The 16,181-nt window shown below is 61.1% G+C and carries 15 protein-coding genes; 9 read left to right on the top strand and 6 right to left on the bottom strand.

Annotated elements, in window-relative coordinates; translation table 11 throughout:
- Window positions 1-147: 147 nt before the first annotated feature.
- From KGB18_RS24875 to nahK, 3 genes are all read left to right on the top strand, one after another.
- Complete coding sequence (locus KGB18_RS24875; RefSeq protein ID WP_008005357.1) at window positions 148-1,332, top strand: porin; 1,185 nt, start codon at window positions 148-150, stop codon at window positions 1,330-1,332.
- Window positions 1,333-1,604: 272 nt separating this feature from the next.
- Complete coding sequence (gene nosP, locus KGB18_RS24870) at window positions 1,605-2,768, top strand: nitric oxide-sensing protein NosP (protein ID WP_123719185.1); 1,164 nt, start codon at window positions 1,605-1,607, stop codon at window positions 2,766-2,768.
- Entirely contained in the window at window positions 2,698-5,331 is a 2,634-nt protein-coding gene (nahK, locus tag KGB18_RS24865; RefSeq protein ID WP_411736878.1) for a hybrid sensor histidine kinase/response regulator NahK/ErcS', read from the top strand. The genes nosP and nahK overlap by 71 nt, the downstream gene beginning before the upstream one ends.
- Window positions 5,332-5,453: 122 nt before the next feature.
- Here the strand turns inward: nahK and KGB18_RS24860 are convergent, their stop codons facing one another.
- The 6 genes from KGB18_RS24860 to KGB18_RS24835 form a co-directional block, all read right to left on the bottom strand.
- On the bottom strand, window positions 5,454-6,119 hold the full coding sequence (locus KGB18_RS24860) for a response regulator transcription factor (RefSeq protein ID WP_008005351.1): 666 nt from the start codon (window positions 6,117-6,119) through the stop codon (window positions 5,454-5,456).
- A 59-nt stretch (window positions 6,120-6,178) separates the two neighbouring features.
- Window positions 6,179-6,736 (bottom strand): PQQ-dependent catabolism-associated CXXCW motif protein, encoded by a 558-nt coding sequence (locus KGB18_RS24855; protein WP_223570655.1) that lies wholly within the window; start codon window positions 6,734-6,736, stop codon window positions 6,179-6,181.
- Window positions 6,737-6,993: 257 nt separating this feature from the next.
- Window positions 6,994-7,785: an ABC transporter permease gene (locus KGB18_RS24850; RefSeq protein WP_223570654.1), complete on the bottom strand. Its 792-nt coding sequence runs from the start codon at window positions 7,783-7,785 to the stop codon at window positions 6,994-6,996.
- Window positions 7,782-8,525, bottom strand: a complete 744-nt coding sequence (locus KGB18_RS24845) for an ABC transporter ATP-binding protein (RefSeq protein WP_223570653.1) — start codon at window positions 8,523-8,525, stop codon at window positions 7,782-7,784. Before KGB18_RS24845 ends, KGB18_RS24850 begins: the two co-directional genes overlap by 4 nt.
- Window positions 8,522-9,481, bottom strand: a complete 960-nt coding sequence (locus tag KGB18_RS24840; protein ID WP_223570652.1) for a YVTN family beta-propeller repeat protein — start codon at window positions 9,479-9,481, stop codon at window positions 8,522-8,524. Before KGB18_RS24840 ends, KGB18_RS24845 begins: the two co-directional genes overlap by 4 nt.
- A 36-nt stretch (window positions 9,482-9,517) precedes the next feature.
- Window positions 9,518-10,702: an ABC transporter substrate-binding protein gene (locus tag KGB18_RS24835; RefSeq protein WP_223570651.1), complete on the bottom strand. Its 1,185-nt coding sequence runs from the start codon at window positions 10,700-10,702 to the stop codon at window positions 9,518-9,520.
- Between the two features lie 159 nt (window positions 10,703-10,861).
- On the opposite strand from KGB18_RS24835, the gene KGB18_RS29870 reads away from it, so the two are divergent.
- The 6 genes from KGB18_RS29870 to KGB18_RS24810 all read left to right on the top strand — a co-directional run bounded on the left by KGB18_RS29870 (window position 10,862) and on the right by KGB18_RS24810 (window position 16,167).
- Window positions 10,862-10,990 (top strand): hypothetical protein, encoded by a 129-nt coding sequence (locus KGB18_RS29870; RefSeq protein ID WP_261984215.1) that lies wholly within the window; start codon window positions 10,862-10,864, stop codon window positions 10,988-10,990.
- 103 nt (window positions 10,991-11,093) lie between these two features.
- Window positions 11,094-11,555, top strand: a complete 462-nt coding sequence (gene pedF, locus KGB18_RS24830) for a cytochrome c-550 PedF (protein WP_123719192.1) — start codon at window positions 11,094-11,096, stop codon at window positions 11,553-11,555.
- 3 nt (window positions 11,556-11,558) lie between these two features.
- On the top strand, window positions 11,559-12,434 hold the full coding sequence (locus tag KGB18_RS24825) for a substrate-binding periplasmic protein (protein ID WP_223570650.1): 876 nt from the start codon (window positions 11,559-11,561) through the stop codon (window positions 12,432-12,434).
- On the top strand, window positions 12,434-13,183 hold the full coding sequence (locus KGB18_RS24820) for a quinoprotein dehydrogenase-associated SoxYZ-like carrier (protein WP_223570649.1): 750 nt from the start codon (window positions 12,434-12,436) through the stop codon (window positions 13,181-13,183). The genes KGB18_RS24825 and KGB18_RS24820 overlap by 1 nt, the downstream gene beginning before the upstream one ends.
- A gap of 15 nt (window positions 13,184-13,198) precedes the next feature.
- A complete protein-coding gene (locus tag KGB18_RS24815) occupies window positions 13,199-14,137 on the top strand; it encodes a quinoprotein relay system zinc metallohydrolase 1 (RefSeq protein WP_223570648.1) in 939 nt (312 codons plus the stop codon).
- Between the two features lie 254 nt (window positions 14,138-14,391).
- Entirely contained in the window at window positions 14,392-16,167 is a 1,776-nt protein-coding gene (locus KGB18_RS24810) for a PQQ-dependent methanol/ethanol family dehydrogenase (RefSeq protein WP_223570647.1), read from the top strand.
- Window positions 16,168-16,181: the final 14 nt, after the last annotated feature.

Raw genomic sequence — 16,181 nt, 5'->3', positions numbered from 1 at the left:
GTCCTGCGGGCGGTCTTACACCGAATTTGCCGCGCTACACCGGCCACCCCAAAGCACCTGACAACCGCCCCCAAGGCAGCGTATGACGCCGCCGGTCAGCTTTCGATAATCGCCTCCGACATCAAGTCCCCCGTTGCGGAGCGCGTCATGCACAACAATAAGAACTTCAAGCATCGTTTCTTGCCGGCCTTCATCGCCAGCCTGTCGTCCCTTGGCCTGAGCTCAATGGCCGAGGCCGAGATCATGCTCTACGACAAGGACCAGACCACGTTTTCCACGGATGGCTACATCAACGCCTTCTACGTGAACAGCGACGTGGACCGGGCCGGCGAGCAGTACGACCGGCGCCAGGCGCGGGTGAAGATGGGATTCCTGCCCAACTACCTGGGCTTCAACATGGGCAAGCAGGTCGATGACCTCAAGCTCGGCGCCCGCGCCTCGTTCTGGGTGACCATCAACGACAGCGAAACCAACGGCACCGACACCGCCATCGACGTGCGGCAGTTCTACGGCACGGTGGCCAATCCAGAGTGGGGCGAGGTGCTGATCGGCAAGGACTTCGGTCTGTTCGCCCGCTCCAACATCCTGCTCGACGAATTGCTCGCCGGTTATGGTCAGGTCAGCGATACGTTGGGCCTGGTGGACGGCGGCGGGGTGTCGTTCGGCAACATCGGCAGCGGTTATCCATACCCGTTCCCGACGTCGCAGATTACCTATCGCACCCCGGTGATGGACGGCTTGCGGGTGGCGGTCGGGATCATGGACCCGGTCGACACCAACGACAGCAGCGCGACAGGCAAGGCGTATCAGGAGAACCCGCGCACCGAGAGCGAGATCACCTATCAGTTCGACGTCGGCGGGGCGAAGATTTACAGCTGGCTCAACGGCAGCTACCAGACTTCGGACAACACCGACTCCAGCGTCGAGTCCGTCACCTCCAAAGGCGTCGGCTACGGCGTGCAGGCGAAGATGGGCGGGCTGTCGCTGACCGGCTCCGGTTTCCAGGCCAAGGGCATCAACCCGTTCTTCACCAACAACGCCGGCGAACCGACCCTGCGCAATGTCGACAGCGACGGTTACCTGTTGCAGGGCTCCTACAAACTGGGCAAGAACCGCCTGGCACTGTCTTACGGCAAGACCGAGGACGATGGCAACGGCGTGGTCGGCAGCGGCGCCGATTACGAGACCCGCGGCATCGCGCTGTTCCATGACGTCAATGACAACCTGAAGCTGGTGGCCGAGTACAACCAGTTCGAAATCAACGGCCACGACACCAGTGCCCAGAATGAAGACACCGATACGTTTGCGGTGGGGGCGGTGTTGACCTGGTAACTGGTGGCGACATAGATCAACTGTGGCGAGGGGGCTTGCCCCCGTTGGGTCGCGAAGCGGCCCCGATTCTGGTCGCGCATCGGCCAATTTTGGGGACTGCTGCGCAGTCCAACGGGGGCAAGCCCCCTCGCCACAAAAGCTCCAGCCACGCAATCGTGCAAATCCCCCTCTCATCCCATCGAACCACCCACCCACTACCCAAGTAGCATTCGCCGCCGCCCGCAGGCTTCGTACACTCGTGCCTCATACAGGCGCACCGGCGAGGGGCGAGGATGGAGCAGGTTCAGAACGACGGTGTGGTCAGTGCCATGTCCCAGGCCACCGATGCCCAGCAAGCGGCTCAGGATCTGGCGCGACAACTCTTGCACCCCCACTTGGGCTTCGTGCTGTTCTTCTGTTCCGCCGAGTACGACTTGCAGGCGCTGGGGCAGGCGTTGCAACAGAGCTTCGGCGGCATTCGCCTGGTGGGCTGCACCAGCGCCGGGGAAATCACCCCTCAAGGTTATGGCCGCAGCTGCGTGACGGCGGTGGGCTTCGATCATCGGCACTTTTCCATCTCCACCGAACTGATCGACGAAATGGAACATTTCAGCCTGATCGATGCCCAGCAAATGGTCGAGCGACTGGTCAGTGGCTGTCGCAGCAACACCTTGGCGCCAATCAAGGGCAACAGCTTTGCCCTGACCTTGCTCGATGGCTTGTCCAGCCGTGAAGAGATGGTTCTCGCGGCCCTGAGCGCGGCCTTGGGCGACATTCCGCATTTCGGCGGTTCGGCCGGCGACGACAACTACCTGACCCACACCCACGTATATTTCGGCGGCGAGTTTCACAGCGGCGCGGCGGTGGTGGTGCTGGTCAATACCTGGCTGGACTTCGAAGTCTTCACCACCCACCACATCCTGCCCAGGGCCGAGAAACTGGTGGTCACCGCTGCCGACAGCGCCTCGCGCCGGGTGTTCGAGCTCAACGCCGAACCGGCCGCCGAGGAATACGCCCGGCACATCGGCGTGGCGGTGGCTGATCTCGATTATCGAATCTTTGCCGCGCATCCGTTAGCGGTGCGAATCAACGATCAGTATTACGTGCGGGCGATCCAGCAGGTTCATCCAGACCTGAGCCTGAGTTTCTACTGTGCGGTGGAAAACGGCATTGTCCTCACCGTCATGACCCCTGGCCCCATGCTGCCGAATCTGCAAAACCTGTTCGACGGTTTGCAGGAGCGTCTCGGCGACCTGTTGCTGACCATCGGCTGCGACTGTTTTCTCAGGCGCCTGGAACTGGAAGACGGCGGCAATCTCGAGCAGATCGGCGCGTTTCTGCGGGACCAGCGGGTGATGGGTTTCAACACCTACGGAGAACAGTTCAATGGCATGCACATCAACCAGACCTTCACCGGGGTTGCCATTGCCCGAGGCCGCTCCCCTGGACAGCGCTGACCTTCAGGCGCAGATCGCCAGCCTGCGCCACGAAAACCACAAACTGCAGCGCATCAATGGTGCGCTGATCGAGCGCATCGAATCCGGCATCACCCGGGGCAACGACCCGTATGCCGCGTTCCAGCATTCGGTGGTACTGGCTGAGCAGGTGCGTGAGCGCACCGATGCCCTGAACCAGGCCATGGCCGAACTCAAGGCCGGCAATCATTTGCTCAGCGAAGCACGGCTGCGGGCCGAAACCGCCCATCAACACTTGATCGACGCCATCGAGAGCATTTCCGACGCTTTTGTATTGTTCGATGCCGAGCAGCGGATCGTGCTGTTCAACAGCCGTTTCAAGGCGTTCTGGGGCAACAGCCGGGTGCGGATCAACGCCGGCATGCGCCTGCGCGAGGTCAAACGGCTGATGACCTCGACCGGACTGTTCAGCGAAGAACCCCGCGGGCATGCCGACGAAAACCTGCTCTATCGCCTGCACAACGGACGCTGGCTGCAAGTCAGCGAACGGCCGACTCAGGAAGGCGGGCGGGTGATCCTGTTCACTGACATTACCGACGTCAAACTCAGTGAAACCCTGCGCCGCGAGCAGGCCGTGGCGCAGAAGTCGCACTTGTTGCAACGGGCGGTCGACAACCTGTCCCAAGGGGTGGCGATGGTCAACGCCGAGGGCATTCTGGAACTGTGGAACCGGCGTTTTCTGGAACTCAGCGGCCTGGCCCCGGTGGCGGCTCATCGACCGTTCGCCGAAGTGATTGCCGACAGCGAACTGAACCTGCTGACCCCGGCCAGTCGCGATCCGAACGGGCGGCACGTGCAGGAATGCGAGCAGCGCCTCTACGATGGCCGGGTGCTGGAAATCCGCACCCATCCGTTGCCCACCGGCGGTTTCGTCAACACCTTCACCGACATCACCGAACGCTACCAACACGCCGAAGCGCTCAGCGAAAGCGAGCGCTGGATTCGTCTGATCACGGACCATGTGCCGGCGCTGATCGCCTACCTGAATGCCGATCTGGTCTATGAATTCACTAACAAAGTCTATGAAGAATGGTACTGCTGGCCCCGGGGCGTGATGCTCGGGCAGAGCCTGCGCGAAGTTCACAGCGAACAGCATTATCAACGCCTGGAAGCCTACGTGGCCCGGGCCCTGGCCGGCGAGAGCGTGACGTTCGAGTTTGCCGAAACCAACATCAATAATCAGGAGCGCTACATGCTGCGCTCCTACGTGCCCAATCGCCTGGCCACCGGGGAAGTGGTGGGGATTTTCGTGTTGATCCGCGACATCACCGAGCGCCGCCGTACCGCCGAAGCGCTGCATCAGGCCTATCAGAACCTTGAGTTGCGGGTGCGCGAACGAACTACCGAGCTGACCACCCTCAATGACCAATTGCTGCGCGAAATCGATGAGCGCCGCCGGGTGGAGTCACGCTTGCGCGAGGCCAAGCTCGAGGCCGAGCAGGCCAACCTGTCGAAGACCAAGTTTCTCGCAGCGGTCAGTCACGACCTGCTGCAACCGCTGAATGCCGCGCGGCTGTTTACCAGCGCCTTGCTGGAGCGCCGGGAGCCGGTGGCCAACGAGATTCTGGTGCGCAACGTCAGCAATTCCCTGGAGGACGTGGAAAACCTGCTGGGCACTTTGGTGGATATTTCCAAACTCGATGCCGGGGTGATCAAGGCGGACATTGCGCCGTTCGCCCTGAGCGAATTGCTGGAAAACCTCGCGGCTGAATATACCCAAGTGGCCCGCAGCGAAGGGCTTGAGCTGCATTTCATCCCGTGTTCGGCGCTGGTGCGCAGCGACATTCAGTTGCTCGCGCGGATCCTGCGTAATCTGCTGAGCAATGCCATTCGCTATACCTACAGCGGGCGCGTGGTGCTCGGCTGCCGACGTCATCATCAGCGGCTGACCATCGAAGTCTGGGACAGCGGCATGGGCATTGCTGAAAACCGCCTGGAGGAGATTTTTCAGGAGTTCAAACGCGGTGATGTGCAGCGTCCGGATCAGGATCGCGGCTTGGGGCTGGGCCTGGCGATTGTGGAGAAAATCGCCCGTATTCTCGGCCACCGGATTCATGTGCGTTCATGGCCGGGCAAAGGCTCGATGTTTTCTGTCGAAGTGCCTTTAAGTGCCACGGCGCCGAAGGCATTGCCGAACCTGCTGATGAGCGAACCGATGCTCGAGCGCTTGCGCGGTGCACGGGTGTGGGTGCTGGACAACGACGCGGCCATTTGCGCGGGGATGCGCACATTGCTCGAAGGTTGGGGCTGCCGGGTGGTCACGGCGCTGTCGGAGGAGGACCTGGCGCGGCAAGTGGATAATTATCACGACGAAGCCGACCTGCTGATCGCCGACTATCACCTGGATGACGAGAAGAACGGTGTCGACGCCGTGGCCCGCATCAACGCCCGTCGCGCTTCAGCGATCCCGGCGATGATGATCACCGCCAACTACAGCAATGAACTCAAACAGCAGATCCGCGAACTGGGCCACACCCTGATGCACAAACCGGTGCGGCCGATGAAACTCAAGACGGCGATGAGTCATTTGCTTGGTCGGCCTTGAGTTTTCTGGTGTGTTCACTGACGCCATCGCGGGCAAGCCCGCTCCCACAGGTTTGTGGAGATCCTGTGGGAGCGGGCTTGCCCGCGATGGGGGCGATTCGGTCTAACTGTTGCCCCCCAGAATCAGCGCCGCAAATACGACCCGAAATCAATATCCCCGGCACTCAAAATCGCCTGCACCCGATTGTGCACATTGAGTTTGCGCAAAATCGCCGAGACGTGGGCCTTGACCGTGGTTTCGGCGATTTCCAGGGTGTAGGCGATCTGCTTGTTCGATTCGCCCTTGGTCATACGCTCAAGCACCAGTAACTGCTTGCGGGTCAGCGCCTGGAGCAGTTCCGGCGGGAAGCTTGGGGTGTCATTCATCCGGCGATGAGTGCCGCTTTTTTGCGTGCGGATGATGTCCGGCGGCAGGTAGACGTTGCCATTGAGAATCTGCTGGATCGCCTCGGTCATCTGCACCCGCGGCGAGGACTTGGTGATGAACCCCACCGCGCCATAGGTGATGGCTTGCAGCACGATTTGCTTGTCCTGCTCGGCCGAGACAATCACCACCGGAATGGTCGGTGCCTCGTTGCGCAGGTTGATCAGGCCATTGAGGCCGTGCATGCCGGGCATGTTCAGGTCGAGCAGGATCAGGTCCAAGTCATCGTGTTCCTGAGTCAGGGCCAGGGCACTGTCGAGATCGGCGGTTTCCATGACCTCACTGCCGGGGAAACCGTCGCTGATGACGTTATGAATGGCTTCGCGAAACAGCGGGTGATCGTCGGCAATCAGAATTTTGTACATGGCCTTTCACCTCATTATTTTTTTGATCAGGGTGTGGCAACAACTCGCAAGCGCTCAAGTCAGGGAAAGGGCTCGGGCCGGGCCGGCGTCACGGGCAGATTCGCCGCTTGCCACGCATCCAGTCCGTCGCGGTACCAATACAGTGTCTTATAGCCCATGGAAGCGGCGCGTTTTACCGCGTTCCAGCTCAACCAGCAATCGGAGCGGCAGTAAAAGACCAACGGTCGCGTCAGATCGCCCGCCGTCAATTGCTGCAGGTTGCGCGCGAAATAATCCTGCCACGGGGGCGTCAGGTCGCCGTCACCGGTATTGGCCAGCCAATGGCTGCCGGGCAGGTTTTCGTGGGCCTCGTCTTCGATGAAACGGCCTTGCAGCCATTGCCGGCGGTACACATCGATCAGCAGCGGCTGCGGCGTGTGCTTGAGCAGGTTTTGCAGGGCGGGCGTGTCGATGATACTCGCCCCCTGGAGCTGGGTCGGGGTCGGGCTGCGGTATAAACCGATGCGATAACCTTCGGCGGAGAACAGCGCTGTTTCAGCCTGCGCAACGCCCAGCAACAGGCTCAGCGACAGCGCAGCGAGAGAAGGGCACAGCAGAACACGTCGTGCACGCGGCATGGGGGTTCAGTCCTTATAGTTATGACCCATTACATGCCAGTAGCGGTGCGTTGTGAATGCGACGATAGACAGGTAAACCAGTACTAAAGTAGTAATTTTGCCCTGTTTTATGGGGCCTGCGTTGTACACCTATGCTGCGTTCAATGAAGATTCCTGTGGGAGCGGGCTTGCCCGCGATGAGGCCATCACATCCAGCACTGATGTTGGCTGACACACTGCCATCGCGGGCAAGCCCGCTCCCACAGGGATTAGTGTTGTTATCCGGTTTTGCGCAAGGCCGCATGCTGCGGGTTGAAGGTGAGTACCGCCAGCAGGGCGAACACCAGCGTCAGCCCTACGCACACCGCCAACGCCAATGGGTTGAAGCGTTCATACAGCGCAAACCGCACCAGTTCCACTGCATGAGTAAATGGGTTCAAGGCGCACAGCCAATACAACCACTCGCTGGACTCGCGCATTTTCCACAGCGGATATAGCGCTGACGACAGGAAAAACAGCGGGAAGATCACGAAGTTCATCACCCCGGCGAAGTTCTCCAACTGGCGGATGGCGTTGGACAGCAACAGGCCCAGCGCGCTGAGCATCAACGCCACCAACAGCAATGCCGGCAACGCCAGCAACAAACCCATGGCCGGCGGTTGTACGCCGTACAGCCAGGCAATTGCCAGAAAGGCATACACCTGCAACAGCGAAATCAGCGACGTCGCCAGCAATTTGCTGCACAGCAGGAAGGTCCGGGGCAGGGGGCTGGTCAGCAGTACGCGCATGCTGCCCATCTCCCGGTCGTAGACCATCGACAGCGAACCTTGCATGCCGTTGAACAACAGGATCATGCAGGCCAGGCCCGGGATGATGTAAACCTCATAGGGGATGTAGGTGTCATAGGGCTCGATGATGGCGATGCCGAGTGCCGCGCGAAAACCGGCAGCGAACACCAGCAGCCACAACAACGGCCGCACCAATGCGCTGAGAAACCGCGTGCGCTGCAACACAAAGCGCAGCCATTCACGTAGCACGATACCGCTGAAACATTGCCAGTAAGCGTTCATTGGACGACTGCCCCTGAAGAGACCGAGGTGGTCAGGCGAGCGAAGGCCGAACCGAGGTCGCCGCCATGTTCCAGACTCAGGGCGTCTGCCTGTCCGCTGGCCACCAAGCGGCCTTGATGCAGGATCAGCAAGTCGTCGCTGGGCTGTACTTCATCCAGCAAATGAGTGGTCCAGAGCACGCTGATGTTGTGCTCGCGGCACAGGCTGCGGATGTGTTGGTTGAGCGCCAGGCGACTGGCCGGATCAAGGCCGACACTGGCCTCATCAAGCAGCAACAGGCTTGGCTCGTGCAACAACGCACGTGCGATTTCCACCCGCCGACGATGGCCGCCATTGAGTTCGCGCACCCGTTCGCGACGACGTTCGGTCAGGCTCTGGCGCGCCAGTTCGGCGTCGACCCGAAGGCTCGTCTGGCGCCGAGACAAGCCATGCAGCGCGGCGTGGTAGCGCAGATTTTGCTCGACACTGAGGTCCAGATCCAAGGTGCTTTGCTGAAACACCACACCCAATTGCTTCAACGCCGGACGTGCCGAGGTGCGCAACGAACAGCCGCCGACCCGAATATCACCGCGCTGCACATCATACAGGCGAGTGAGCAGGGCGATCAGCGTCGACTTGCCCGCGCCGTTCGGTCCCAGCAAAGCGGCAAAACGCCCGGGTGCCAGGTTGAAACTCACCTGACGCAAGGCCTCCCGCTGGCCGTAAGCGAAACTCAGGTCGCTGACTTCGAGGGCGTTCATGGCGTTACCACCACGCCCCACGGATAGCGCCCGACCTTCACCGATTTGGTCACCTTGAGGCTGTCGACATCGATCACCGACACATCGCCGCTGACGCCATTGGTGGCCAGTAATTGCCGTTGATCCGGGGTGAACGACATCTGCCAGACTCGCCGGCCCACCAGCAGGTAATCAACAATCTCGAAGGTCTTGGCGTCGATCACCGCCACATGGTTGGCCGGGCCGAGCGCGACGAAACCGTACTTGCCGTCGGCGCTGAGTTTGATCCCCACCGGCTGGACTTTGTCCGGGTGCACGCCTTTGATCTGAAAGGTCAGGGTCTTGAGGACCTTGCGGCTGGCAACGTCGAGAATCGTCACCGTGCCGCCGATTTCCGCCGAGGCCCAGAGCTGTGAGCCATCGGGATTGAATTCGACGAAACGCGGCCGCTGATCGACCAGGGTGTTGTCGGCCAGGGTTTGGGTGCTGGTGTCGATCCAGTGCAGCATGTTGGTGGTTTCACTGGTGTTCACCGCCCACTTGCCATCGGGGCTGACGGCCATGCCTTCAGGCTCGACACCGACGCTGATCTGCCCAAGCACTTTCGAAGTTTCGGTGTCGATCACCGTCACCAGCGCATCGTCCTCGTTGGAGACATACAGCCAGCGATTGTTGGGGTGCAGGGCGAATTGCTCAGGGTCTTTGCCCGAGGGCAGTTCCTTGATGATCTTGCGCGTGGCGACGTCCATCACCTGGACCCGATCCGAATCGCTGGCGCAGATGTACAGCAGCTTATTGTCGTGGGACAGCAACAGGCCGCGCGGGCGCTGGCCGACGGGCAAGGTCTCGGTGACTTCCAGGGTCTGCATGTCGATCAGGCTCAGGCTATTGTCCTTTTCGTTGGAGACCCAGGCGGTGCTGGCAGCGGCGTGCCCGGCAGCGAGCAGCAGGACGCAGGAAAGCAGGGTGCGGCGCATGGCAGATTCCTTATTGTTGTTGTCGTGAAAAAAGGATCAGAGAAAGCGGCAGCTGACCTCGGCTTTGTCGTAACCCAGGCTGTCCATTTCGTTGACGGGGTGCAGGAAACCGTCTTGCGGCGAGGTGCTGACCAGCGCCCGGGGTTGCACGATGGGGATCGGCTGGCGCAACTGACCGTTCCACGGCCGATAACTGAGCTTGCGACCCTTGAAGCCGTCCAGCGGCAATTGATCGCTGATTGCAAGAGTACGAATCGCCATGGCATCGGCCTGACGCAGTTTGCCCACCGCACTGGCGATGCTGCGTACGGCCATCCACGCGGCGAAATCCCGGTCGTTCATCCAGCGCCCGGCCAGGGCTTCGAAGCGTTTCTGCAACTGCGCGGCGCCGTAGGTTTCCACGGTCTTGTGCCAGCCCACCGGCGTCAGGCCCTGGGTGCCGGCGACCGGCCGTGGATACCAGGTCTGGTAGGGCACGTACTCGCCAAAGTCGCCGCGTTCATCGGCCACCAGCACCACGTCGTACTCGGTGGTCTGGGTGAACAGCGGCATGTCGGCCTGGGCGCTGCGGCGCTGATCGTTATCGAAGCTCCAGGCTCTCTCCGCCACCAGTTGCAGGCCGAAGCGTTTGGCCGCTCGACGCAGGGCGGCGGCATAGGCTTGATCGTCCGGGGTCGGGCCGACGATCAGCAGTGCTCGTTGCCATTTGCGCAGCACCAAAAATTGCGCCAACGCATCGGCCAGCATCGCGCGGCTTGGCAGGCTGTGCAGCACGTTCGGCAAGCAATCGGTGCTGCGCAGGCTGTCATCCGGGCTGCCGGCATTGAACAGCAGGCTGTCGGGTAGCACGGCGCTGAGTCGGCGCAGGGTCTGCGCCGGTGCATTCACCACAAACAGGCGCAGGCCTTGTTCGTGTTGGGTTTTGGCCGCTTCAATCAGCGCATCCGGACTGTCAACGCTGGCGCTGACCAGACTGTAACTGTGATTGAGAAAGCGCCCGGTACTGTTGCTGTCGGTGATCGCCAGTTCGGCGCCACGCAGGCCGGCATCGGTCGGTTCGGGAATGACGTTCGACAGCAATGGCCCGGGGTCGGGGCGATAACCGAGGTAGCCGATTTGCACCTGCAGCGGCGCATCCGCCGCCTGAACCTGGGTCGCCACCCCGGCGGCGCAGGCAATCGCCAGCAAGTAGATCAGGGCGTAAGGGGCGAGCTGGCGCATAAAGGCACTCCATCACAGGTAGCGTCAGCATAGGAACCCTGGACGGGTGGGGAAATATGCAGAAAGTACCGATGGGCCAGTACCAAGGTAGTAACTCACCCCGGACGGCGCGGTTTTAGCATGGGCTACAACGGCCATCGCTCAAGGGGGAGATTGACCATGCGAATTCTCAAAGCACTGCTCCTGCCGTTTTTGCTGATCCTGACCCTGATCGGCGTCGACAAGTTTCACGGCGCCCGACCCGTATTGGTTGGGCCTGCGCCACAAGCCCTACTACCAAGGGAGTAGGTCGCGGCCACCAAAGCAGCATGGGGTTGGCGCAAAGCCGTTCCTAAGATGGGTGCCATAGCCTCTTCAAAGAGGTTTTGCGTGCAATCCTGAGGGCAGAACAATGACAACAAAACGCAACGCCTTGCTCGTTGCCGGACTGCTGGCCGGTTTCATCAACGCAGGTTCCGTCTGGGCCCACGGCAACGTGGTACCCCAGGCCGTCGAAACCCAGGGACTGACCCCGATCAAGGATGCCGGTGTGCAGGTCGATGCCGATGGCTGGGCGGCGGCGAACCCTTACCGTTCCTCCCCGGAACGCGATAAAGCCTTGGAAATCGGCTCTTCGGCCTACAACCAGAACTGCGCGGCCTGTCATGGCCTGGAAGCCAAGTCCGGCGGTATCGCCCCCGACTTGCGCATGCTCGACGTCGGCGAGGCCGGTGATGAATGGTTCGTCGAACGCGTGCGCCATGGCGCCGTGCGTGATGGCCGGGTGTACATGCCGAAAATGGCCGACTACCTGAGTCAGGAAGCCTTGTGGGCGGTGCGTACCTACCTGGACAGCGTGCACGTCGAGGAGTGACCCATGCGTTTGCTCGCGGTGTTGATCAGCGCTGTATGGCTGTGTTGCCAGACAGCGCAGGCGCAGGTCCGTACCTATGACGAAATGATCGCTGCCGCTGAGCTGAAAGTCGCGGTGTACAAGGACTTCGCGCCCTACAGCTTTGAAGACGCTGGCGAGGCTCGCGGGGTCGATGTCGAACTTGCCCAGGCCTTGGCCAAGGCCATGGGAGTACGTCTGAAACTGATCTGGGCACCCGCCGGGGAAAAGCTCGACGACGACCTGCGCGATTACATCTGGCGGGCCAGTCAGTTGCACAATCAGCAACTGGCCGACCTGATGATGCGCGTGCCCTACGATCGCGATTACTCACAGAAACGCAATGAACTGGGTGAATTGGAAAACGGCCATGTGGTGATGTTCGGGCCGTACCAGACCGAACAATGGCAAGTCGCTTACGACCGTCGTCGGCTGGACTCGGTGGCGAGTGTCGCGGTGTTTCAGCAACACCCGATCGGCGTCGAAGTCGACAGCGTGCCGTCGTTTTACCTGACCTCGGTGTTCAACGGCATGCTCGCCGCCAAGACCCACCATTACCCAGGCGTTTCTCAGGCGTTTGCCGCGATGAAGTCCGGTGAAGTCGACGCGGTGATGGCCATGCGCGGCGAGATCGACTGGCAAGTCCACCAGGCCGCCGACCCGCAAGTGGCCCTGGCGGAAAACGCCTACCCGAACATGGGCAAGCAGCTCTGGGAGATCGGCATGGCGGTGCATGAAAGCAACCGGCAACTGGCCTACGCCGTGGAAGAGGCACTGGAAGCGTTGATTCGCGAGGGCTCGGTCAAAGCCATTTATGCCCGTTACGGCCTGCGGTATGACGTGCCCGAGATGTATCAATAGTGAACTGGCGAGCGAGTTGTCTGTTGGCCTGCTGGTTGCCCTTGGCCGCGCATGCGGTTGAAGTCGATCCGGTGCCGTCGGTGATGTGGGCGTTCTATCACAAGCAGATGCTCGGCGACGCACCGTTCGTGTTCGACGAGCGGGTCAAGTTGCTCGCGCCGCCATTTGCCGAAGACGCCCGGCAAGTGCCGCTGGAAATCGACGCCCGGGCGTTCAAGGGCGAGGTGGTGCGAATCCTCGCCTGGGCCGAACTCAATCCGCTGCCGAAAATCGTCGACTTCGAACCCTTGACCGGTGTGCTGCCGTGGCTGTCGATCCGCATCCGCGTTGAACAGGCCACGCCATTACGTGCGGCGGTATTGACCCGCGATGGGCTGTGGCATGTCGGCTCGACCCTGATCGATGCGGCAGGCGGCGGTTGCACGGCGCCAAGCGTGGTGCGCACCCAGCCGGGTTGGGAAGAACACATCGGCGAGGTGTTAGGTGGCCGTTATCCCCGTGGCGAATTCAGTCGCGTGCGTTTGCAGGTAGCGCATCCGATGGACAACGGCATGGTCAGCGGTATCCCGGAATTCTTCATCAATCACGCAGAGCTGCGCGATCAAAACGATCAACTGCTGGCGCGACTGGAGTTGTTCCCGGCGGTCAGCGAAAACCCCAATTTGGCCTTCGATATCGAAGGAGCAGGGCAGACGCGCCTGGTGTTGCGCGACAACAGCGGCAATCAATTCGATGCGGCCATTCCCTGACCCAAGGAGCGAGTGATGCGCTGGATGCTGCTGTTGTTCATCAGTCTGAGCCTGCCGGCCCTGGCCGATCCCGATTACGCACTCAAGCCCCGGCAGATCGCCGAAGGCACCTGGCTGCTGGAAGGCAGCACCGACAACTTCGCCAAGAGCAACGGCGGCAACATCGTCAACACCGCGTTCATCGTCACCGGGCAGGGCGTGGTGGTAATCGACACCGGGCCGTCGAAACGCTATGGCGAAGCCCTGCGCAAAGCGATTGCGGCGATCACTGATAAACCGGTGATTCAGGTGCTGCTGACTCATCACCATCCTGATCATGTGCTGGGCAACCAGGCTTTCACCGACGTGCCGATCGGTGCACTGGCCGGAACCACCGAGCTGTTGCGGCAACAGGGTGATGCCATGGCTGAAAACATGTATCGACTGGTGGGCGACTGGATGCGCGGCACTGATGTGGTGTTGCCGACGCAGACGCTGATGCCAGGCGTGAAAAGTTTTGGGAATCACGATTTGCGCCTACTGAGTCTGGGTGGGCACACCGGCGCGGATCTGGCTATTCTCGACCAGAAAACCGGCGTGTTGTTTGCCGGGGACCTGGTGTTTTATCAACGCGCCCTGACCACGCCCAACAGCCCGGGGCTATCGGTGTGGCTGGCGGACATCGCGACCCTGCAGGGTTTGCCGTGGACGCTGATCGTCCCCGGCCATGGACCGGTGGCCACGGATACAAAACCGTTCGAGCAGATGCGCGATTACCTGACCTGGCTGGACCAGCTGATGCGCGATGGCGCCGCCAATGGCAGCGACATGGCCGAGATGATCCGCAGCCCCATCCCTGAGCGTTTCGTCGGGATCAACCTGAGCCGCTATGAGCTGATCCGCAGCGTCAGCCATTTGTACCCGCGTTACGAACGGGGGCAGATGAGGCGGGTGGATTCGGGCATGCGCAAGTGACGCTTTTTGTGGGAGCGAGCCTGCTCGCGATGGCGGTGTGTCAGGCGTCATCAATGTTGAATGTTTGACCCCATCGCGGGCAAGCCCGCTCCCACAGGGACCGATGTCGATCACAAAATCCGCGACCAACCCGGTACTAAGGAACTAGCAATCTCCGCATTGCGGGCAATTGTTGCAAGGGCGGCGGCGCCCAAGAATCTGCACCAGACCGGGAAAATTTCCCGGGTATAACAAAAACCGCAGAGGTAGCCGTCATGACCCAACCCGCACGTCGCCAACCCTTCGCCTTGAGCGTGCTGCTCAGTGCCATGCTGTTGTCCGGCCAGGCATTGGCCGCAGTCTCCGATCAAGACATCCTCCAGGACCCGAAGAACCCGGAGCAGGTCGTCACCAACGGCCTGGGCGTCCAGGGTCAGCGCTACAGCCCGCTGGACACCCTCAATGTCGACAACGTGAAGGATCTGCGCCCGGTCTGGGCCTTTTCGTTCGGCGGTGAAAAACAGCGTGGCCAGCAGGCGCAGCCGATGATCAAGGACGGCGTGATGTACATGACCGGCTCCTACTCGCGTGTGTTCGCGGTGGATGCGCGCACCGGTCGCAAGCTCTGGCAATACGACGCGCGCCTGCCCGATGACATCCGTCCGTGCTGCGACGTGATCAACCGTGGTGTCGCGCTGTATGGCGATCTGGTGATTTTCGGCACCCTCGACGCCAAGCTCGTGGCCCTGAACAAAGACACCGGCAAAGTCGTCTGGAGCAAGAAAGTCGCCGACCACAAGGAAGGCTATTCCATCAGCGCCGCGCCGTTGGTCATCAACGGCAAACTGATTACCGGTGTGGCCGGTGGCGAGTTCGGGGTGGTGGGCAAGATCGAAGCCTACGATCCGAAAAACGGCAACCTGCTGTGGAGCCGACCAACCGTTGAAGGCCACATGGGTTATGTCTACAAGGACGGCAAAGCGGTAGAAAACGGCATCTCCGGCGGCGAAGCGGGCAAAACCTGGCCGGGCGATCTGTGGAAAACCGGCGGCGCGGCGCCCTGGCTGGGCGGCTACTACGACCCGGAAACCAACCTGCTGCTGTTCGGCACCGGCAACCCGGCGCCGTGGAACTCGCACCTGCGTCCTGGCGACAACCTCTACTCGTCCTCGCGTCTGGCGCTGAACCCGGATGACGGCACGATCAAATGGCACTTCCAGAGCACGCCCCACGACGGTTGGGACTATGACGGCGTAAACGAACTGGTGTCGTTCAACTACAACGAAGGCGGCAAAGAAATCAAAGCCGCAGCCACGGCGGACCGTAACGGTTTCTTCTACGTGCTGGATCGCACCAACGGCAAATTCATTCGCGGCTTCCCGTTCGTGGACAAGATCACCTGGGCCAGCGGCCTGGATAAAAACGGTCGGCCGATCTACAACGACGCCAGTCGTCCGGGGGCGCCGGGCTCCGAGGCCAAAGGCAGTTCGGTGTTCGTCGCGCCAGCGTTCCTCGGGGCGAAAAACTGGATGCCGATGGCCTACAACCGCGACACCGGCTTGTTCTATGTGCCGTCCAACGAATGGGGCATGGACATCTGGAACGAAGGCATCGCCTACAAGAAAGGCGCGGCGTTCCTCGGTGCCGGTTTCACCATCAAACCGTTGAATGAAGACTACATCGGTGTGCTGCGCGCCATCGACCCGAAAACCGGCAAGGAAGTCTGGCGCCACAAGAACTTCGCGCCGCTGTGGGGCGGAGTGCTGACCACCAAGGGCAACCTGGTGTTCACCGGTACGCCGGAAGGTTTCCTGCAGGCATTCAATGCCAAGACTGGCGAGAAAGTCTGGGAATTCCAGACCGGTTCCGGCGTGCTCGGCTCGCCCATCACCTGGGAAATGGACGGCGAACAATACGTCTCGGTGCTCTCCGGCTGGGGCGGCGCGGTACCGCTGTGGGGCGGCGAAGTGGCCAAGCGCGTCAAGGACTTCAACCAGGGCGGCATGCTCTGGACGTTCAAGTTGCCGAAGGATCTCGTTGCCAAGCACTGATCAACCTGACTCCA

It is taken from the genome of Pseudomonas sp. BF-R-26, from assembly GCF_019947395.1.
GTDB classification, from domain to species: domain Bacteria; phylum Pseudomonadota; class Gammaproteobacteria; order Pseudomonadales; family Pseudomonadaceae; genus Aquipseudomonas; species Aquipseudomonas farris.
This window is presented reverse-complemented; position numbering and strand designations above follow the sequence as displayed.